Consider the following 21076-nt stretch of genomic DNA (forward strand, 5'->3'; position numbering starts at 1 on the left):
GCTACACCCCGATACCCATTTTCACCATGACGACAACAAGGACTTGCGCCACAATAATCTTCGCGATCATCGCCATGGGGAAAACTGTTGAGTAGCCCGTGTTCGGCAGCTCATTATTTGTTTGGTCATTGGCGTAGCCGAGGGTGGCAGGTTGCGTGAAGAGCCCCGCAGCCACTCCCATTGCTGTACCGTAGGGCAGCTTAAAGCCCTTGTAGACAATGATGAGAGTGAGTGACGTCAACACGAACGTCAATACTGCACCTACCGCAATTATCGTCAACGAACTGGGATTCTTGATTGCCTTCAAGAAGTCGCCGCCGGCGTTAGCGCCAATTCCGGCCAGGAAGAAGGTAATGCCTAACTGCCGGATGGTGAGGTTAGAGGAGTAGGGAATACGCCACACAATGGGGCCAGTCCGTCCCAACGCCCCCAGAATGAGGCCAACGATAAGGGGGCCGCCGGCGGAACCTAGCTCCAGGACACCACCGCCGGGAATAGGGAAGGGAATTTTCCCGACGAGAAGCCCCAGCGCAATGCCCACCGAGAAGGTAAGAATGTCGATCTCCGAGAGGCTCTTGTAAGAGTCGCCAACAATGCGGGCAGCTCGTCCCAGGTTTTCTTTATTGGTGACGACGCGAACACGATCCCCCAGTTCAAGGCGGGAATCATCGGTGGCAACCATATCTTTGTCACCACGCCGAATACGGGTGATGAGGATACCGTACTTGCTTTGCAGTCCCAGGTCGCCCAGCCTTACACCAACGACGCTGGGATTAGAGACGAACATGCGGCGTAGCCCGGACGTAACGTCATAGTAGGCAAGATCAATGGCGGATTCTTCTCCCAAATATTCTGTCGCCGCATCGAGTGCTTCTTGTGTGCCGGTAACGCACACGATCATGCCTGCACTGATTGTGTCGTAGATGGACGCTATCTGCATTTTGCTGGCATCAACAGTGATGTTCTCAGCATCTGCCTGGCCCAGGACGAGCTGGCCGTCAACGTCGTAAGCGTCCGGGGGGAGCATACGGGACACAATAACATGCTGGCCAATAGCCTTATTGAGGTCCACGATACGGATATCTCCCGCACGCGTAATAAGAATATTGCGGGTGAAAATGGGAACCGCAGCCACCCCGGCACGTATCGCCTCTTCCTCATGATTAACATGGAAAATCTTTTGGAAGAGCGCAAGCGCCGCAATAGATGCCAGCACACCCATGGGATAGGCCAAGGCGTAGCCAACTGTGGGGATACTCTGGGCAGCATCTAGACTTCCCTGCGCCTTCACAGCCGCCGAGTCTGACAAGATGGGAAGAGCATTGGAGACAGCGGCAAGTGCTGGCGTATTCGTCAACGCACCAGTGAACATACCCGCGGAAATAATGGGTTCCATCTTGAACAATGCCACGATGCCAACGGTGACGGCGGCGCTCACTAAAACCAGGCCGACGGTCAGGAGATTAAGTCCCAAGCCCTCTGTTCGGAGAGCCCGGAAGAAGGACGAGCCGGACGCTAGACCAATGGTGTAGACGAAAAGCGTCAACCCCATCACCCACACAATATGTAGCTGTTGAATGGGGTGCCCGTAGTGGGTGAAGAGCGCCGAAATGATGAGGCCGACGAAAAGAACTGCGGCGACGCCGAGGGAAAAAGACCCAATACGAATACGACCGACGAAGAAGCCCAATGCCATGATGAGCATGAGCACAAGTAAGGGTTGTTCCGCGAGCCAACCGATAACAGCGGACATGTCCCACTCCTAGAAAACTCTGAGGCTATAATCAGGGTCCCAACCAGGGGAAAAGGAATAATCCTTGTGCTCGTCATACTACCGATCTGGGAGGAAAACGCACGCCAGGTTTCTATAAAGTGGCCACAAGACGAGCTGCCCCATAAGCCACGCCATAGCGAGAATTCTTCCCCTCCCCATCTGGCCTTTAGAATAAGTGCATGACAGATGCCTCTCTTGGTTTCCGAGGAACACTCGCACGCTGGGCGTGTTTTGGCGCACGCTGGGCCTCGCGTACCCTCGGCCGCGGAAACGGCGGCATGATCGGCGGCCTTGTAGCACTCAAAGTCGATCCCAACATTATGGCTAAACTTGCTGGCCAACGCATGTCCATGATCGTGACGGGAACAAACGGAAAATCTACCACCACCCGCATGGCTGCAAATGCCCTCCGCACCGCCTACACCGTGGCCACCAATGATGGCGGCGACAATATGGATGCCGGCATTGTCAGTGCCCTCAACCAGGATCTGGACGCGGACGCCATCTGCCTGGAAGTGGACGAAATGCACGTCCCCCACGTGATGGACGCCCTCTCCCCTACTGTCCTCGTCCTCCTCAACCTCTCCCGCGATCAATTGGATCGCGTGGGCGAAATTAACACCATCGAACGGCGCCTCCGCGAGGCCGTCGCCGCCCACCCGGACACTATTGTGGTGGCAAACTGCGACGACATGATGGTGACGTCTGCCGCCTACGACGCCAAGAACGTCATCTGGGTAAGTACCGGCGGCGGGTGGGCCAATGATGCCACCACCAGCCCCCGCAATAATGCGGCCATTATGCACAGTGATGGTGACTGGTGGGCAGTTGAACCACTAGCCGATGGCCGCGAATTCCGCCGCCCCACTCCCGACTGGTGGGTGGATGACACTACTCTGCACGGCCCCGATGGGCTGAACCTTCCCCTGCATTTGCGTGTACCGGGGCGGGCTAACCGCGGTAATGCAGCCCAGGCCGTGGCCGCCGCCGTGGCCATGCAGATTAATCCCACGGCCGCTGTGGAGGCCGCCGAGTCTGTGAATGATGTGGCGGGACGCTACACCACTATCACCCTGGATAATCGCGAAATTCATCTGCTGCTGGCCAAAAATCCGGCTGGCTGGCAGGAGGCCCTCAACATGGTGGATCGCACTGCCGATTCCTTGGTTATTGCCGTCAATGGGCAGGAAGCTGACGGTTTTGACCTCAGCTGGCTGTGGGATGTGCGTTTCGAAAACTTCTCCGACACAAACGTTTTCTGTGCCGGGGAACGCGGCACTGATCTATCCGTACGGCTCACTTATGCAGGGGTGGAACACCAGCTTGTCCACGACCCGCTGCAGGCCATTCGGCAGTGTCCCCCGGGCCGGGTGGAAGTGTTGGCCAATTACACAGCTTTCCGTGATCTCTTCCGCGATCTTCGCCGTCTTACTGGTGCTGGCGCCGGAACTGCCGATGATCCCACCTTCCGCCCTCATAAGGAGCGCCCGCATAAGGAGGATATGCAGTGAGTTCCCTCCACAATCTCCACAACCCCACGCCGGGGAAAGACTCTGTTATCCATATTGGTGCTCTTCTGCCCGACATTATGAGTACCTATGGTGATGACGGTAATGCGCTGGTGCTGCGGGAACGGTTGCGCCGCCGCGGCTACCAGGCGGAGATTATTCGTATTACCCTGCAAGACGATGTTCCCTCCAGCTGCGACATTTATACGATGGGTGGTGGCGAGGACGTTGCCCAGATTCTGGCCTCTAAGCATCTGCGCACGCATCGTGGTTTGTTTACCGCGGTGGAAGCAGGGCGCCCACTGCTGGCTATTTGCGCTGGTCTACAAATGTTGGGTGAGTGGTTCCAGGTGGCTGATGGCTCCCATGCGGAGGGTGTTGGTTTGCTGGACGTAACAACTGTTCCGCAGGCTACCCGCTCTATTGGTGAACTGGTGGGAACGCCACTTACCGAAGGGCTAGCTGAGCCGTTTCTCACAGAGCCTCTTATGGGTTTTGAAAACCACATGGGTGCAACAGTATTAGGGCCGGATGCGCGTCCCTTATCCCGTGTGAAATATGGGGTAGGTAATAGTATTCCTGCCGGCAGCAGTATTCCCGCTACGGGCCTGGTGGATGGTGCGGTGCAGGGCAGTATTATTGCCACCTATATGCATGGCCCGTGCCTTGCCCGTAACCCCCAATTAGCGGATTACCTTATTGCGCAGGTGTTAGGCGTGCCGGCAGCGGAACTAGCCCCCCTCGATATTCCGGCTATTCCATTGTTACGGAAGGAACGCTTGGCGGCGGCTAAACACCCACCCAAGCGCACTGCGTAAGCACCACATAGAACCCTATAAGTGCTTCACACACTGGCGCCCACATATAGAAAAAGAGCAGAGAAGCGGGGGAAGACCACCGAAGTGGCTCTTCCCCCGCTTCCGCTACTCCCTGATACCGTCATGCTTTCGCATGCCGGAGTGTGTGATCCCAATAAAGGGAACTTATGTCAGTGGTGCTGCAACCAGTAGTGCTGGTTAGTCACCGTAGGAACGGAGGAAAGGCAGTGCGACGAGGCACGGAACTTCCTTTACCTGCTGGCCAGCAAGGGCATTGATGGTGAGTGCCCAAATGCGGTGGTTGTATGGCACGGTGAGGTGGTCGGAGCGATCCTTATTGCAGCCATCCTGCAGGGTGATATTGGTGACGGTGGCACCCGGCACAGCCTTCTGGAAGTTGGGGTTGTGCTTGGACATCATGACGAACTCGTCATACTTGGAGGAAATGTTGGTGTAGTTAATACCAGCAACAGTATCCGGGGTGGTCAGCTTGGTGGAGATTTCGGAGCCGGTCATCATCTGGGCGGCAGCAACAGAGAGTCCGTTGAGGATATTACCGATAACGGCAGGCTGGCCATCATCCTTGAAGATGGCTTTCTTATCCTGCAGGGAGAGGGGGTTAATGCCAACGTTAATGCCGGCCATGGTCACAATCTTGTTGATGTGGGCAGAGCCGTAGGTGTGGGCAATGAGGTTGGAGATGGTGCCACCCTCGGAGTAACCAACCAGGTCAACCTTATCCGTGTGGGTGCTCTTCAGCACTTCGTTGATGAATGCGGCGGAGTAGGTTGCGGCAGCTTCAATGTCAGACAGACCACCGAAGTCAAGGCCCACAATGCGCATGGCCTTGGACATAAGGCCATCGGGGTCCTTGGGGAGGTTCATGGCGTAGACGCAGTAGCCCTGTTCCTTGAGCACTGGGCCAAGACCGGCCCATGCACTATTAGCGGTCATGGACATGCCGTGAACAAGAACAACGGGGTTTGGCTTATCTGCACTGGGCTTGCAGTTCCAGTCATTCACACCTTGGGGAGCAACTGGCTTGGTGCCATTCTTCATAATGGCGTCGGTAATGCTGGTAGCAGACTTGCCGGTTCCCTCCGTGGTGGAGCGGACGGTGCTGGAATCCAGTTCCGGAAGTGGTTGGTAGCAGGGGGCTGCGGAAGCAACAGCAGCAGTGCTGGAAATGATGGCTACAGAGGCTACCAGGGTAGCAAGAGTTTTACTGGTCTGGAACACGCCAGATCCTTTCTTCGTTAATTCCCATTTACGCCAAGGGCGCAGGGAGAGATAGGCGAAATAACGGTAAACAGAGAGAGTCTACTATGCCTTATTATTAAGTTTTTGGAAACACTCCGCAATGGAATAATCTCTAAGTTTCCAAAGAAACTGAGAATAGTTGCCATTTTTACTTAGTTTCTACAAAAAGGAGAGACGCTTGTCACTCTTCTTCTTTCTTAAAAAGAGGCTACCTCCAGCAGTTTTACTGTTACTGGAGGTAGCCTCTTACGTCATATTCAGTTTGGTAGTCGTTAACCATAAGACAGCGTTTTAGCGCCGCCCAATGGCAACAATTATGGGGCTGTTACATAGCCTTAAGTTCTTCCACAATGGCATCGACAGAGTCTTTTGCATCACCGAAGAGCATGGAGGTCTGCGGCTGGTAGAACAGCGGATTATCAATGCCAGCGTAGCCAGAGCTCATGGAACGCTTGGAGACGATGACGGAGTGGGCTTCTGCCACATTCAGAACGGGCATGCCATAGATGGGTGAGCCTGGATCGTCCTTCGCCGCCGGGTTAGTGACGTCGTTAGCACCAATCACCAGTGCCACGTCGCAACGGTTGAACTCGCCGTTAATCTCGTCCATTTCCTTCATGGCGTCGTAGTCGATACCGGCTTCAGCCAGAAGAACGTTCATGTGGCCAGGCATACGGCCAGCCACTGGGTGGATAGCGTACTTCACGGGCACGCCACGCTCGGCAAGCAGGGCAGCCATTTCCTTCACAGCGTGCTGCGCCTGGGCAACAGCCATACCGTAACCGGGAACAATAATGACTTCGTTGGCGTATGCCATCTGAATGGCAACGTCTGCAGCAGTGGTGGACTTCACCGGGCCATGTTCTGCAGCAGCACCGGAGGCAGCACTGCTACCTCCACCGAAGCCACCCGCCACAATGTTGGCGACGGAGCGGTTCATAGCTTTCGCCATGAGGTTCGTGAGGATGGTACCGGATGCACCGACGATCATACCGGCGACGATCATGGCGGTGTTGTTAATAGCCAGGCCGGCAGCGGCGGCGGAAAGACCCGTCATGGCGTTCAGCAAGGAGATAACGACCGGCATGTCGGCGCCACCAATGGGGAGCACCAGCATGAGGCCGAGCAGAGCGGACACAATGATAAGGCCAAGCATCCACCAGATATTGCCGAACTCACCGGTGTTGCAGCCAATAACGATAGCGAAAGCGACGGCGGCAATGAACAGGATAGCGTTTACAGCCTGCTGGGCTTTACCGAGGCCAATGGGGCGGCCGGGGAGAATACCCTGCAGTTTGGAGAAGGCAATAATGGATCCCCAGAAGGACACCGAACCGATGATGGCGGCAAGAATGGAGCCAATAACAACGGTGGTGGTGAGGACGGTGGAGGAACCAGCAACGTTTGCTTCCTCAGCGATGAGGTTGCCTTTGAAGCCGCGGTATTCCATGGCTTCGCATAGTGCAATGAGTCCCACGGTGCCGCCACCAAGACCGTTGAAGATAGCCACGAGCTGCGGCATTTCGGTCATCTTGGTTTTACGGGCAACGGGAACAGCAATAGCGGTACCTACAATGAGGCCAACAACAATCAGAATCCAGTTCAGGGTGTAGCTGGCGTCGGTGTCGGCTTCTTTGTCGGCGAGTTTCAAAATGGTGCCAATGAAGGCAATAACCATACCGATGGCAGCAATCTTGTTACCACGGACGGCGGTGGAGGGGCCGGTCAGTCCGGACAGGCCGTAGATGAAGAGGACGAAGGCAATAATGTAGAGCACATTAGCTGTGATGGTCATTAGTCTTGTGCCTCCTCAATGGGTTTGCGCTCTTTGGGTTTGAACATTTCGAGCATGCGGTCGGTAACGACAAAGCCGCCCACAACGTTCAACGTGCCGAAGACAACAGCGACGAACAGGATAATGGCAAGAAGGACATTAATGGCGGTGTTGTCAGAGCTGAGATCGACAGAACCGAGTACCCACATGGCACCCAGGACGACAATGCCGTGAATGGCGTTCGTGCCGGACATGAGGGGGGTGTGGAGAGAATTGGGGACCTTGGAGATCACCGAGAAGCCGACAAAGCCGGCCAGGACGATGAGGGCTATAAGGAGTAGCAGGTCGTTGGCAGACATGGGCTAGGCCTCCTTGTCACGGGTGACGCAGGCGCTGGCCAGAATCTCGTCCTCGAAGTCGGGAGCGAGAGCACCCTCATCGTTGAGCATGAGTTCCAGGAGAGCCTGAATGTTTTTAGCGTAGAGCTCCGAGGAGTGTTCCGGCATGGTGGCGGGAAGATTCAACGGGGAGCAGATGGTAACACTGTTCTTCACAACGGTCTTACCAGGTTCAGTGAGTTCACAGTTGCCGCCAGTTTCACCAGCGAGGTCAACAATGACGGAACCGGGCTTCATGCGGGAAGCAGCATCGGCAGTAACGAGAATGGGGGCACGGCGACCAGGAACAAGTGCAGTAGTAATAACTGCGTCGGCATCACCAATGGCAGCGGCGAGACGCTCCTGCTGGAGAGCCTTTTCTTCCTCCGTAAGTTCACGGGCGTAGCCACCTTCACCAGCGGCTTCAATACCCAGGTCGAGCCACTTAGCGCCCACGGACTTAACCTGCTCGGCAACCTCGGGGCGCACATCGTAGCCAATGGTGCGGGCGCCCAGGCGGCGGGCGGTAGCAAGAGCCTGCAGGCCGGAGACACCAACACCGAGCACCATAACGGTGGCGGGTTTTACAGTGCCGGCGGCGGTGGTGAGCATGGGGAAGAAACGAGTGAGGTTGTCAGCGGCAACTAGCACGGCTTTGTAGCCGGCCACGTTGTTCTGAGAACTCAATGCATCCATCACCTGGGCGCGGGAGATACGCGGAATAGCCTCCATGGCGTAGGCTTCCACACCCTTGGCTTTCAGTTCCCCAATCTGGTTTTCCTGGGAACGTGGATTGAGGAAACCAATAAGCCGTGTACCTGCGGAGAGCTTAGCGATCTCGTCGGTGCTGGGTTCTGCAACCTTGACAACAACGTCACAGTCCCAGGGATTTCCAATAACTGCGCCGGCAGATTCGAATGCACTGTCTGGAAGTAGTGCAGCTTCACCTGCGCCGGATTCGACAATAACGTCTAGTCCTTTTCCAATAAGTTGTGTGATGACCTTCGGGACAAGCGCTACACGACGCTCGCCCGGCGCGGTCTCACGGACCACACCGATGCGTGGCCGTTGTGCCGATACCATTCAATCCTCGTTTCCTGTTGTTATGAAGTAGCTAAGGGTTTGTGACAACTATACGAAATTTTGTCGTGATTGTGGATAAAAAGTTTCTTATTATTAGGAAAATCTTACCGAACGACGTGAATCTTCTGGGCTGCCGATTGTGATTTCTGCAAAGCATCCTCCACATCGACACCTGTTGCCACCACAACCCCCATGCGACGTCCCACATGCGCTTCCGGCTTACCAAAGAGGCGCACATCAGTACCCGGAATAGCTAAAGCATCGGCAACCCCGGTAAAGCCCAGGCCCTCGCCCTCACACGGCGACTTCACTACACTACTGGCCGCCGGGAAAAGCAGCGTCGTATCCACGGGGAGCCCCAATACGGCTCGGGCATGCAGTTCAAACTCGCTAAAACGCTGCGACGCCATGGTGACGAGTCCCGTATCATGCGGGCGGGGTGATACTTCTGAGAAGAGAACATCGTCCCCCTTGACGAAAAGCTCTACCCCAAAAATGCCGCGGCCACCGAGTGCGGACGTCACCTTGTCCGCAATTTTACGAGCGTTTGCCAATGCCGCATCCGTCATAGGCTGGGGCTGCCACGATGCCACATAGTCCCCATTGTCCTGGTGGTGACCAATGGGAGCGCAGAAATAGGTGCTCGTCTCGCCCGTTTGGGGATCCCGTCCCCGCACGGTAAGCAGGGTAATTTCGTAGTCGAAGTCAACAAACCCCTCTACAATGACGCGCCCCTGGTCCACGCGGGAATCGTCGCGGGCGTGGTCCCATGCAGCATCAATATCATCAGCGTGGCGTACCACCGTTTGCCCATGCCCCGACGACGACATAATAGGCTTCACAACGCACGGCATACCCACATTCTGGATAGCCTCTTTCATCTCTTCCCGCGACGATGCGAACTGGTAGGGGGATGTTGGAAGCCCTAATTCTTCCGCGGCGAGCCGGCGGATACCCTCGCGGTTCATTGTGAGCTGCACTGCCCGTGGAGTGGGGATAACCGTGGACGTACCCTCCTCCTGGATAAGCGCGAGCGCGTCCGTGGCAAGAGCTTCAATTTCGGGAATAACATAGTCCGGCCGTTCCTCTCGAATAAGAGGGAGGAGTTCGTCCGGGTTAGCCATATTAATGGTGTAGCTGCGATGTGCTACCTGCTGGGCCGGGGCACCGTAGTAGCGGTCCACGGCAATCACTTCAACGCCGAGCCGCTGGAAGGCAATAGTGACTTCCTTACCGAGCTCACCCGATCCCAGTAGCATAACCCGTGTCGCACCTGGAGTTTGGGCAGTACCAATGCGGGGCAAGACGGGTGGTGTGGTCATGGGAGGCTCCTTCTCAGCGTGGTGTTAGCTCTCATGATAGAGCACGATTACCACACAAACAGCACCATAAGGCGTCTACTACCAGAGTTATTCATTCTCGTGACGAGCAACCCAGGCAGAATCGGGAACCGCCTTGGGGAAAAACCCGGGAGTTTCCACAAATACGGGAGTCTCAATACCGGCCTTGCGCTGCCTATCATAGTCACACAAGCACCGCACACCGTACTTCATAAGAAGCGCTACCGCCACCATATTAATAATGGTCATCAGCGCCAGGGAAAGATCCGCCAGGGACCATGCCAGCGGCAACGCCGCTATAGACCCCAACCCCGTCGCCGCAATCATCACAACATGCAGTATGGTGCTGCCGTGTTTCGTCCACCCCAAATAATTCACGTTAATCTCGGCGAACACGGAATAGCCCAGGGTACTGGAGTAGGCGAAGAGGAAGATAACAATGGACATAAACCACACTGTCCAGCCGGTACCGTAGTCCAGATGGTGTGTCAGTGCAGTCTGTGCCAGGATCCCGTCCTCCAATTCCTGCCCGGGTGTATAAACACTGGGACCAGCCAGCAGGATCATGAAACCCGTCATGGAGCAGACGATGATGGTGTCCACGAAAGTACCAAGGGACTGAATAAGCCCCTGTACCACCGGGTGCGGCACGTCAGCGGTGGCGGCCCCATTGGGCATGGACCCCTGTCCCGCCTCGTTGGAGAAAAGACCACGCTTAGCACCGTTGAACATGGTGGCCCAGAGTCCCCCGCCCACACCGGCTAGGCCTGCTCGTAGACCAAAAGCACCCGCGAAAATATCGGAGAACACACGCGGCAGGTCGGTGATATTCATAAGGATGGTAATAAGCGACACCAGCAGATAAATAATGGCCATAATGGGCACAAGGTGCTCTGTTACCTTCGCAACCCGGCGCAACCCACCCAACATGATGGGGATACTGATAGCCACGAGAACGAGGGCCGTCACCCACACGGGTATGCCGGCGGTGGATTTGAACTGCTGGGCAATAGTATTCGACTGCACCATGGGGAAGATAAGCCCATAGGAAAAGACGAGGAGAGCCGCAAATATAACACCCCACGTGCGGGAGCCCAGACCGCGCTCAATGTAGTAGGCGGGGCCACCGTGGGAGAGTCCGTCCTTCCCCTTCACTTTGAAGATTTGGGCAAGGGTGCTTTCCATGAAGCTGGTCGCCATGCCCAGGAGCGCCACTATCCACATCCAGAAGAGAGCGCCGGGACCGCCCACGATAAGTGCCAGGGAAACACCGGCGATATTACCGGTGCCCACGCGTGAAGCGAGACCCACTGTGAATGCTTGAAAGCTGGAGAGGGAGGTGCCCTTTTGCTTCCGTGAATCGAGCATGAGGTGCCACATGTGCCCGAAGAGGCGGAACTGTACACCTCGAGTGGCAACGGTAAAGACAATGCCGAGGCCAACGAGCACAAAAATGAGGATATGGGAGGATATAAATCCTTCTATTTGGGTGACCAGGTCTGTGAGCACTAGAACGACACTACCATTATTCGCGTTATCTCCCATTAAACTATTGCCCATGAAGAATGCCACCGAACTACTGGGCAGCATTAACAACATATATGGGTATGTGTTAATGGCGTTATTGGCTATTGCTGGTCTTTACTTTTCCATCCGGACTGTTGTGGTACAAATACGCCACCTGCCGGAGATGATGCGTACCCTCGTGGAGCAGCCGGAAAAGCAAGAGGGCGGAAAGAAGGGCATTAGCGCATTCCGCGCATTCACAGTATCGGCGGCAAGCCGCGTTGGTACCGGCAATATTGTGGGTGTGGCTGTGGCTATTGCCTTGGGTGGTCCAGGCGCTCTCTTCTGGATGTGGCTTTTCGCCATTGTGGGTGGGGCGACGGCTTTTGTCGAGTCCACGTTGGGGCAGCTTTATAAGGTGAAAGATAAAGCGACAGGAGCATTTCGAGGTGGTCCCGCCTACTATATTGAAAAAGGTTTAGAGAAACGGTGGCTGGCTATCCTCTTCGTTATCGCCATTACGTTTACCTATGGTTTTGTCTTTAATATGGTGCAGGCCAACTCTATTACCGAAACAACATCGCAAGCGTTGAAGCCCCTCATCCACAATTCAGACAATATGAAGTGGGTTAATCTTGCTCTTGCCCTTGTTATCTCAGCGTTAACAGCGGCAGTTATTTTTGGTGGAATTTGGCGAATCAGTGCCGTCTCACAAGTGCTAGTTCCCATTATGGCGGTGGTGTACATCGTCCTCGGGCTTTACGTATGCATTGTCAACGGGGCCAAAATTCCCGGCGCCATCTCCCTCATTTTCCAGTGCGCTTTCGGGGCAAAACAGGTAGCCGGAGCCGGTATTGGTGCAGCCATGATGATTGGTATTCGCCGTGGTCTCTTCTCCAACGAGGCCGGTATGGGGTCTGTTCCTAATGCTTCCGCCACGGCGGCAGTGTCACACCCGGTAAAACAGGGCTTTGTACAAACCCTGGGTGTCTACTTCGATACCCTTATTATTTGCTCGGTGACGGCCTTCATCATTCTGCTTAATAACCCCGACTATGGGGTGGATGATGGCGCCGTAGCTACTCAACATGCGCTTGCCCACCAGCTAGGAAGTTGGGCTAATCCGGTTTTGGCTGTGGTGTTGTTCTTCCTGGCGTACAGTTCCATTATTGGTAATTACTACTACGGGGAGTGCAATATCCAATTCCTCACAGAATCGAAGAAGGCCCTTATGTGGTTCCGTATTCTGGTGGTGCTGTGTGTGTTTGGGGGATCCTTGGCCGCATTGGACTTTGTGTGGGCCTTGGCGGATATCTCCATGAGTATTATGGCCACTATTAACCTGGTGGCAGTTATTCCGCTTGGTGGGCTAGCTATTGAGCTTCTCCGCGACTACAACAGTCAAAAGGACAGTGGCCACAACCCTGTGTTTCATAAGGATTCCCTCCCTCAGGCCCGCAATGTCGAGTGCTGGGATTAACACCAGTGCTGGATAGCAGAACGCCCGCCGGAAGATCCTTTGCGGATCCTCCCGTGCGGGCGTTCTCCTGTTTATTGAGTTTTCTTTAGTGAGCTTTTAGTGGGCTCTCTCTTAATGGACTCTAGCTAAGCCCTATCGAGCTACCCTGTATTAGCCCTCGATTTCGGCCACGAGGTCGTTAATGACGACATTCTCGTCACGGCCGGGGCCAACACCAATGTAGGAGATGCGGGTACCACAGAGTTCTTCCAGACGCTTCATGTACTTCTGGGCATTCTCGGGCAGATCATCGAACGTGCGCGCGGTGGTGATGTCTTCAGTCCAGCCAGGCAGCATTTCGTAGATGGGCTTCGCGTGGTGGAAATCGCTTTGGCTTTCCGGCATGTGGTCAAAACGCTTGCCGTCTGCTTCGTAGGCAACGCAGACGGGGATTTCTTTCAGACCGGTGAGGACGTCGAGCTTCGTCACGAACATGTCGGTGAAACCGTTAATGCGGGACGCGTACTCGGCAACAACACCATCGAACCAGCCACAGCGGCGGGGACGCTTGGTAACAACACCGTACTCGTGGCCGGTTTCGCGGAGGAACTCACCGGATTCGTCGAAGAGCTCGGTGGGGAATGGGCCAGCGCCAACGCGGGTGGTGTAAGCCTTAATAATTCCGACGGCATGGGTGATGCGGGTGGGGCCAATACCGGAGCCCACGCAGGCACCACCTGCGGACGGGTTGGAGGAGGTAACGAAGGGGTATGTGCCGTGGTCCACGTCCAGCATGGTGGCCTGGCCGCCTTCCATAAGGACGGATTTACCCTCGTCAAGAGCCTTATTCAGGAGGAGGCTGGTGTCGCATACCATGGGGGCCAGGCGGTCGCGGTACTGCAGGAAGTAGTTCACAATTTCGTCCACGTCGAATGCGGGGCGGTTGTAGACTTTCACCAGCATTTCGTTCTTAGCACGCAGGGTGCCTTCCACTTTTTGACGGAGGATGGATTCGTCAAAAATGTCTTGGACGCGGATACCAATGCGGTTAACTTTGTCGGCGTAGCAGGGGCCAATACCGCGGCCAGTGGTGCCAATGGCGCGCTTACCGAGGAAGCGTTCGGTGGTTTTATCGATGGTTTGGTGGTAGGGCCCTACGAGGTGGGCATTAGAGCTGATGCGGAGACGTGAGCAGTCAGCACCGCGGGATTCCAGGCCATCGATTTCCTGGAAGAGAGCCTCAAGGTTGACGACCACACCATTACCAATGACGGGAGTGACATTGGGGGTGAGGATACCGGCGGGGAGCAGTTTCAGCTCATACTTTTCGCCGCTGACCACGACAGTGTGGCCGGCGTTGTTGCCGCCATTGGGTTTGCAGACGAAGTCGACGTGACCGCCGAGAATGTCGGTGGCCTTACCTTTGCCTTCATCGCCCCACTGGGCTCCGTTGATGACGATCGCTGCCATATTCTCGTTCTTTCTTTGACCGAGCCGGCAGGGGTGGGAACATCACGTAACCTATGCTGTCGGTCTTTCCGGACAGTGGTGGCACAGGAGCAATGTGGGCACAAAATGAAAAACCCGGGCCTACCCTGCAGACCCGTTACCTAATTCTACCTCGTTACGAGAGAAGAGTGAAAACTTTTTACGCCGGTTACGCTGGGTGGTGACCAGTATCACCCACTGCAGGAACAGCCTGCACAGCTTCCTCCCGCGTCATACCGCACACCTGCAAAAGGTCAATAAGAGTGGAACGAATCTGGGCTTGCATAACCAGCCCATGCATTCCAGACGGATCATCGGGTTCCAGCTGAAAACCGGTGCGGACGGCCACCGACATCAGTGCCTGCGTGGCCTCATGTTCTGTGGTTCGCCACTTAGCGTGTTCGGCAAGCATGGACTGCACTACCCCGGTTGCGTCACTCAACTGCGAAATAGCATCCAGGAGACGCTCATCAAGCTGGACATTATCGTCGAGGATAACAACTGCTCGCCGCGCCAGTACGCGCGTATTACGCACCGTATTGTCCAGTGGCTCAATAAACTTTTCCCACTTTTCAAGATCTTTGCGGGCGTACCACAGCAGTGGGGATATACGGACCACTTCAGCACCGTTGTAGAGGGTATCGCGAATATCATTCAACGCTGGCTGGGTGGCGCGAATATGGACAAGAGCATTCGTCACCAGCTCTGTATTGTGCGTACGGAGGCCAATGGCAACGTCACCCAACACGTCGCGTTCGGTTTGCACAACTGCGGCAAGACGACGGCGAATATCGCGGATGGGGTTAGCGGGGATCAACGCCATCACAATAATGCCGATGAGGGTACCAATTATGGCGTGCCATACGCGTTGCAAACCACCCGGCCCATGCGGCGGAATAAGGGTAGCAATGAGGATAGCGGAGGAGGCTGCCTGTACAGAGACCAGCATGCCGGACCCCAGGAAGAGAGCCATCACCATCGCCAGAAAAACAACGAAGCCAATCTGCCACACACCGGAACCAATGCGGGCAATAATCAGTTCACCAATAAGAACGCCGGCAATAGTGCCGGCACCAATTTCGACGGATCGTTTAATGCGACGGCCGGGCACTGGGGCTAGGGCAATGATGGCGGAGACCGGCGCGAAGAAGGGTTTTGTGTCGGGGAAGATAAGGGTGGCTACCCACCATGCTACAGATGCTGCGACGGCAGCCTGGGTGATGGGGATAAGGCTGCGGTAGACGCGGTGGCATCGGCGTTTAAGACTGTCCTGAAAAATGTGCGCCCGAGTTTTCACCCAGTTACGCATGTGCTGCTGCATCCTCATTGCGGGAGAAGTCGAGTAGTTCGGAGCAGACAAGTTCCTTTATTGCGGCGGCGTCGAGCCCTTCATGGTCTTGCTCCGACTGGAATGCTGTAACAAGGCGTTTACGCACGTCCGTATCGTTCTCATCACTGGTTCCGGCAAGAATTTGGGTAGCGGCATCTTCCGGGTTGATGGATTGGGGCAGGTCGCTGTTCCGGGAGTCTATAGCGCCTTTAATGGCGGTAATAATGGCGGGGAGGAGCGAAAGGAGGATGACGAAGAGGAAGATCAGCTCAATATTTTCTTGGACGAATGTGAAGTTACCGAGTGCGGCACCCAGGAGGGTAACACCGGTGCCCCACAGGAGTCCGCCGAGAATATCGAAGGAGAGGAACACGCGGTAGCGGAAGCCCGACATACCCGCCACCACCGGGGCATACGTTCGTACGATGGGGACGAAGCGGCAGATGATGACGGTAACGGCACCGTGTTTTTCGAAGAATCGGTGTGCTTGTACCAGGTGTTCTTTTTTAAAGACGGCATTGTCTTTGTGGGTGCGGAGCGCTTCCCCGCTTTTCCTGCCGATCCAGTAGGCGCATTGATCGCCGAGTACCGCTACTAGCGAGGCGGAGAGGCAGACAAGCCAGATGGGGGCGAAACCGTTGGGTTGGATGGAGAGGAATCCGGCGGTGAAGAGGAGGGAGTCGCCGGGGAGGAGGGGGAAGAGGAGTCCGGTTTCAATGAAGATAATGAGCAGCATGCCAGGCAGCACGAATGCACCGAAGGGGCCATTGTTCCCTAGCAGGTAGGTAGGGTCTAGCCACTGGGGTCCAAGTGCGAGGGTAGTGGATACCGTCGCATGTGTTGCTGCCAGCGATGCGGGAATAATCACCTGGTTAGTATAGGCGAGAAATGGTTATTTGTGCTTTTCGCAGATTATTGCGGAACAGTACTACAGAACAGTGCTGATGAACCTGGGCTCACCATTAAATTTTCTATGGTAAACCTAAATTCTCCCTGTCACTGCAGAATGTATCGGTTCAGACGGGTCCATTTTCCACATTTGTTTCTGGCTATAAAGGTGCATAATGGTAGGTGAATACGGAAACACCGACAGCCCCTATCTCTGCGAAGGAAACCTTATGGCTATTGCAACCCCCGAGTCTTATGCCGAGATGTTAAAGAAGGCCAAGGAAGGTGGCTACGCTTTCCCCGCCATCAACTGCACCTCTACTGAGACAATCAACGCTGTTCTCAAAGGCCTTGCCGACGCCGAATCCGACGGCATTGTTCAGTTCAGTACAGGCGGCTCAAAGTTCGGCTCTGGCCTCCACGTCCAGAGCATGGAAGCTGGTGCCGTAGCCCTAGCCGAGTACACCACCCGCATGGCGAAGTACTACGGAGTTACCGTTGCTCTACACACCGATCACTGCCCCAAGAACGCTCTTGACGGTTTCGTTCGTCCCCTCCTGGCAGTATCCGCTGAGCGCGTAAAGCGTGGCGAAGATCCCCTCTTCCAATCCCACATGTGGGACGGCTCCGCTATCCCCATGCCCGAAAACATGGAAATTGCTAAGGAACTCTACGCCCAGACCACCGCTAACCACCAGCTTCTCGAAATCGAGATTGGTGTTGTGGGCGGCGAAGAAGACGGTGTGAAGGCTCAGCACGGCGCCAAGCTCTACACCGACGAGCACGACTTCGCCACCGTCATCGATTCTCTTGGTGACGGCTCCACTGCTCCCTATCTCCTTGCCGCTACCTTCGGTAACGTTCACGGTGTCTATAAGCCGGGCAACGTTGTCTTGAAGCCCGAGGTTCTTAACATGGGCCAGGAGGTTGCCGCCAAGAAGCTAGGACTTCCCGAGGGCGAAAAGTTCTTCAACTTTGTTTTCCACGGCGGCTCCGGCTCCGAGAAGGAAAAGATTCAAGAAGCCCTGGGCTACGGCGTCGTCAAGATGAATGTCGATACCGATACTCAGTACGCTTTCACCCGCCCCGTAGTGGATCACATGTTCACCAACTACTCGGGCGTGCTGAAGATTGAGGGCGAGGTTGGAGACAAGTCCGTCTACGACCCCCGCTCCTACCTGAAGAAGGCTGAAGCTGCCATGGCAGAGCGCGTTGTTGAGGCCTGCCAGGATCTTCACTCTGTTGGCAAGAGCATCTGCAAGTAGTCTTCTACTCTGCAAGTAGTCTTACTACTAGTTGGTGCCCCGTCCGAATGTTCGGACGGGGCACCACTGCTATTTAGCTATTTAGTATCAGCCACCAGCGCCAGTTATTGGTTACCAGCTATTGGCGAGCCGCCGGGGAATAGTTCCCTAGATAATGACCGGAACAAGACAATTCCGCAATTGTTTCACACCGTGAAGCGATAGTACTGTGCGGAGGAACATACGGGTTGTTGACACACCCGGAGTCATCATGTGGCCAGTAAACGGTATCTTTTCATAAACCGCATTAGCACCAGCATTACAGTAGCGCTGCCAAAGAACTTCATCTTGTTCAGCCTGATAGAGAATTCCATCAAACTTACCGTGAACTAACAAAATGGGGGACGTTGGGATAGTGGGGTTGTAGAAGGATGAGGAATCTTTAGCAATTCTCAAAGCGGTCTTAAACGTCTTTGAACGGAAGAATCCATCCTTCACCAAATATTTGAAAATACCTCCCCCACCTGCGGCAAGAGTGAAAGGCATACATAAATTGCGGTTAGCCTTAATGAGCTTTTTACCGTAGGGGGTTAGCCACTGTTCCATATGGGGAAGAAGATCCCCATACTCACGCATCATGCCAATGAGAAAACTCACCAAGAATCCGCCCCACGCACTAGGAACGTTTGATACTTGTCCGTACAACCCCATACTGTGGGCTAGTTTAATGAAGTCCGGTGCGCCTTCATTAACAATGTATTGCTCAATGTAGGGCGCTAATTCTGGTGCATAATTGGGCTGCTCTACCGCAGTGTACCCAGTTTGTAGACCACCATGGGAGATACCCATGGAGACGAAGTGGGACTGCTGCAGAGGGAAATCATGCTGCTGATGCACCATCCGCATAGAGTCCAACATGACGTGCGCGGACAAACGGTTAATAGCGTAGGAGTTACGCGGTCCTTCCGCGTCTGTGAAAAGAACTGGGTATCCCAATGCAAGTGCAGCACTCATCAACTCAATGGGGCTATTGATAATACCCCACGAATTAGGCTGATTAAGCTGGGTAGTGACCTTACATTTTGTGCCGGAGGAGTTAATGTACTCATTCCACTGCACAATGCCGGCATTACGCTTCACAATAGGTGGAACCACCAGTGTGGCGGTGGCCGTCATGGGATATCCGCGGGAATCGTAGGACACAAATGCATACTGCATGGAGTGCGAGCCGGGGAAGTACACCTGCGACCATAACGATTTACGTTTACGGATAATCTGGCCTTGCTTATAGCCCTTGTCCACATAGTGCCAGGCGTCGTCTTCCATGAAGGGATCATCTTTAAAATCCGATTTCACCCATTCTGGAACAGCGGGATGGGGTCCCCTCCGCAACTTAATTTTTCCCGGTACCGGAGGTAGCTGCTTCGCTATATGCTGCGATTCCGCAACCGTCATCATAAGCTGGGGATCACCCAGATCAATTGGCTTTTCAGCAGCATCGAAACCGTGTGCCGACGCCACTCCCGCGCTTCCTCCCACCGCCATAACAGCGGTAAGGCAAAGGGACAGAGCCACTTTACTGAAACGTCTCCGCGGATGAGACATATATAAACCTTCCTTCGTGCCAGTCCTTCACACCAGCACAGGCATTAAAGAATAACTGGGTTACTACAGTTCGGAGTTTGGTGATTCCCCTCAAGTGACTTGACGGACTGTATCACCATACGTGGGAAGGACACAGCTGGAGTAATGAAATGCCCAGTCCCAGGAACCTGCTCGTAAACCACATTGGAACCAGCCTTACAGTAACGCTGCCACAAGGCTTTATCTTGATCAGCCTGGAAAAGAATTTCATCTAGCGTGCCATGGATCAGCAGCGTTGGTACTTTCGGTGTACCCGGGTAGTAGAACGAAGAAGAGTACTTCGCAATCTGCAACATGTTCTTAAATGTTTGCGAAGCGAAGAAGCCTTCTTTCACAATATTTTTAATAGGAACACCGGGGCCCACTGCGAACGTCAACGGCGTACATATACTACGGTTTCCCTTCACAACAGCTTTCCCATACGGAGTAAACCACTGGTACAGGTGCGGTAAGAGATCGGGGTACTCACGCGCAGCTCCGACAACGAAGCTCATCAAGAAACTACCGTAAACGCTTGGCGCATTCTGTAGCTCCCCATAAAGACCAAAGCTATGGGCCAACTTAATAAGATCTGGCGCACCCTCATTGACAACAAATTGATTGACGTAAGCCGTGAGATCGGGAGCATAATACGGCTGCTCGGCAGCTGTGTAGCCCGTCATCATTCCGCCATGAGACGCACCTAGCGAAACAAAATGCGACTTTGCCAGCGGGAAATCATGCTGTTCATGCACCATACGCATGGAATCCAGAATGACGTGGGACGCTACCCGGTTAATGGCGTAAATATTATTGGCACCATCACCATCGGGAAGAAGAACGGGATACCCCAGTGCGAGGGCTGCACCCACCATCTGAATGGTGCTCGTCATCATTCCCCAGGAGAACAACTGATTCATCTGCGTGGTTACGCTACAGTTCGGCCCCGACGAGTTAATGAACTGGTTATATTCCATCACACTCGCATTGGGTTTCAGATGGTGTGGAATAACCAACGTAGCCGTAGCCGTCATGGGGTAGCCGCGGGAATCGTAGGAAACGTACGCATACTGCACTCCGCGTGCAGCAATGGGGAAATATCCCTTCACCCAACGGGCTTTACGCTGTCGCATAACCTGGCCGGGCTTATAGCCTTTACGGACATAACGCCAAGCATCATTGTCGAAGAACGGGTTAGGCTTAATACTCGATTTGGCCCACTCTGGGATAGGGCGACGAGGCCCCTTCTTCAGGGTAACTTTAAGCGGTACAGGTTTGAGCTGACGCGCTATATATTGCGACTGCTCGATCGTCATTCCGACTTGAGTCTGGCCTAAATCAATTGGTTGTGCCGCCGCATCAAAACTTGTTGCTGACGCAACACCGCACCCCACTCCAACAGTGAGGGCAGTAGTAACACACAATGACAGAGCCGCTTTACCGATCCGTCGACCCGCATAAGACATAAATAAGCCTTCTTTTCACCTAGCTCCACTAGCTCCACTAGTTTTTACTAGCTTCACGCAACAACACAAATGGTGTTCTTCCAATGGAAACGCTAAAACTCCTTTAAGAATACGCGTTTCCCCCACAAAGCGGGATAT

16 protein-coding genes are annotated in these 21076 nt (G+C 54.5%); 4 read left to right on the forward strand and 12 right to left on the reverse strand.

What is annotated here, in order from left to right:
* Window position 1: 1 nt before the first annotated feature.
* Window positions 2-1753, reverse strand: coding sequence for an aspartate:alanine exchanger family transporter (locus DI579_RS06330; protein ID WP_303678946.1), 1752 nt, complete (start codon window positions 1751-1753; stop codon window positions 2-4).
* A gap of 200 nt (window positions 1754-1953) precedes the next feature.
* Between DI579_RS06330 and DI579_RS06335 the strand changes: the two genes are divergently transcribed.
* Together DI579_RS06335 and DI579_RS06340 are read left to right on the forward strand one after the other, a co-directional pair.
* Window positions 1954-3285, forward strand: a complete 1332-nt coding sequence (locus DI579_RS06335; protein ID WP_290598833.1) for a MurT ligase domain-containing protein — start codon at window positions 1954-1956, stop codon at window positions 3283-3285.
* Window positions 3282-4100, forward strand: a complete 819-nt coding sequence (locus tag DI579_RS06340; RefSeq protein WP_290598832.1) for a type 1 glutamine amidotransferase — start codon at window positions 3282-3284, stop codon at window positions 4098-4100. The genes DI579_RS06335 and DI579_RS06340 overlap by 4 nt, the downstream gene beginning before the upstream one ends.
* 198 nt (window positions 4101-4298) lie before the next feature.
* Here DI579_RS06340 and DI579_RS06345 read toward each other — a convergent pair whose 3' ends face one another.
* The 6 genes from DI579_RS06345 to DI579_RS06370 form a co-directional block, all read right to left on the reverse strand.
* The gene (locus tag DI579_RS06345) at window positions 4299-5339 is read right to left on the reverse strand and encodes a triacylglycerol lipase (protein ID WP_290598831.1); all 1041 of its coding nucleotides are present in this window, start codon (window positions 5337-5339) and stop codon (window positions 4299-4301) included.
* Between the two features lie 346 nt (window positions 5340-5685).
* Window positions 5686-7155 carry an NAD(P)(+) transhydrogenase (Re/Si-specific) subunit beta gene (locus DI579_RS06350; protein ID WP_290598830.1) on the reverse strand — a complete coding sequence of 490 codons (1470 nt, stop codon included), beginning with the start codon at window positions 7153-7155 and terminating at the stop codon, window positions 5686-5688.
* Window positions 7155-7493, reverse strand: a complete 339-nt coding sequence (locus DI579_RS06355) for an NAD(P) transhydrogenase subunit alpha (RefSeq protein ID WP_290598829.1) — start codon at window positions 7491-7493, stop codon at window positions 7155-7157. The genes DI579_RS06350 and DI579_RS06355 overlap by 1 nt, the downstream gene beginning before the upstream one ends.
* A 3-nt stretch (window positions 7494-7496) precedes the next feature.
* A complete protein-coding gene (locus DI579_RS06360) occupies window positions 7497-8594 on the reverse strand; it encodes a Re/Si-specific NAD(P)(+) transhydrogenase subunit alpha (protein ID WP_290598828.1) in 1098 nt (365 codons plus the stop codon).
* A 104-nt stretch (window positions 8595-8698) separates the two neighbouring features.
* Window positions 8699-9916 carry a formate-dependent phosphoribosylglycinamide formyltransferase gene (gene purT, locus DI579_RS06365; RefSeq protein WP_303678947.1) on the reverse strand — a complete coding sequence of 406 codons (1218 nt, stop codon included), beginning with the start codon at window positions 9914-9916 and terminating at the stop codon, window positions 8699-8701.
* Window positions 9917-10003: 87 nt separating this feature from the next.
* Entirely contained in the window at window positions 10004-11494 is a 1491-nt protein-coding gene (locus DI579_RS06370) for a sodium:alanine symporter family protein (protein WP_303678948.1), read from the reverse strand.
* Between DI579_RS06370 and DI579_RS06375 the strand changes: the two genes are divergently transcribed.
* Window positions 11493-12920 carry a sodium:alanine symporter family protein gene (locus DI579_RS06375; protein ID WP_290598822.1) on the forward strand — a complete coding sequence of 476 codons (1428 nt, stop codon included), beginning with the start codon at window positions 11493-11495 and terminating at the stop codon, window positions 12918-12920. The two genes, DI579_RS06370 and DI579_RS06375, sit on opposite strands and share 2 nt — an antisense overlap.
* Window positions 12921-13070: 150 nt before the next feature.
* Here the strand turns inward: DI579_RS06375 and DI579_RS06380 are convergent, their stop codons facing one another.
* The 3 genes from DI579_RS06380 to DI579_RS06390 form a co-directional block, all read right to left on the reverse strand.
* Window positions 13071-14369, reverse strand: coding sequence for an adenylosuccinate synthase (locus DI579_RS06380; RefSeq protein ID WP_290598821.1), 1299 nt, complete (start codon window positions 14367-14369; stop codon window positions 13071-13073).
* A gap of 187 nt (window positions 14370-14556) precedes the next feature.
* The gene (locus DI579_RS06385; protein WP_290598820.1) at window positions 14557-15696 is read right to left on the reverse strand and encodes an aromatic acid exporter family protein; all 1140 of its coding nucleotides are present in this window, start codon (window positions 15694-15696) and stop codon (window positions 14557-14559) included.
* Window positions 15689-16585 (reverse strand): DedA family protein, encoded by an 897-nt coding sequence (locus DI579_RS06390; RefSeq protein WP_290598819.1) that lies wholly within the window; start codon window positions 16583-16585, stop codon window positions 15689-15691. The genes DI579_RS06385 and DI579_RS06390 overlap by 8 nt, the downstream gene beginning before the upstream one ends.
* 250 nt (window positions 16586-16835) lie before the next feature.
* Between DI579_RS06390 and fbaA the strand changes: the two genes are divergently transcribed.
* Window positions 16836-17870, forward strand: coding sequence for a class II fructose-bisphosphate aldolase (gene fbaA / locus DI579_RS06395; RefSeq protein ID WP_303678949.1), 1035 nt, complete (start codon window positions 16836-16838; stop codon window positions 17868-17870).
* A 147-nt stretch (window positions 17871-18017) separates the two neighbouring features.
* On the opposite strand, the gene DI579_RS06400 is transcribed toward fbaA, so the two are convergent.
* Together DI579_RS06400 and DI579_RS06405 are read right to left on the reverse strand one after the other, a co-directional pair.
* Complete coding sequence (locus tag DI579_RS06400; protein WP_290598817.1) at window positions 18018-19454, reverse strand: lipase family protein; 1437 nt, start codon at window positions 19452-19454, stop codon at window positions 18018-18020.
* A gap of 44 nt (window positions 19455-19498) precedes the next feature.
* On the reverse strand, window positions 19499-20938 hold the full coding sequence (locus tag DI579_RS06405; protein ID WP_303678950.1) for a lipase family protein: 1440 nt from the start codon (window positions 20936-20938) through the stop codon (window positions 19499-19501).
* Window positions 20939-21076 lie beyond the last annotated feature (138 nt).

The organism is Lawsonella clevelandensis, assembly GCF_003241315.1.
In the GTDB taxonomy this organism is placed as follows: Bacteria; Actinomycetota; Actinomycetes; order Mycobacteriales; family Mycobacteriaceae; genus Lawsonella; species Lawsonella clevelandensis_A.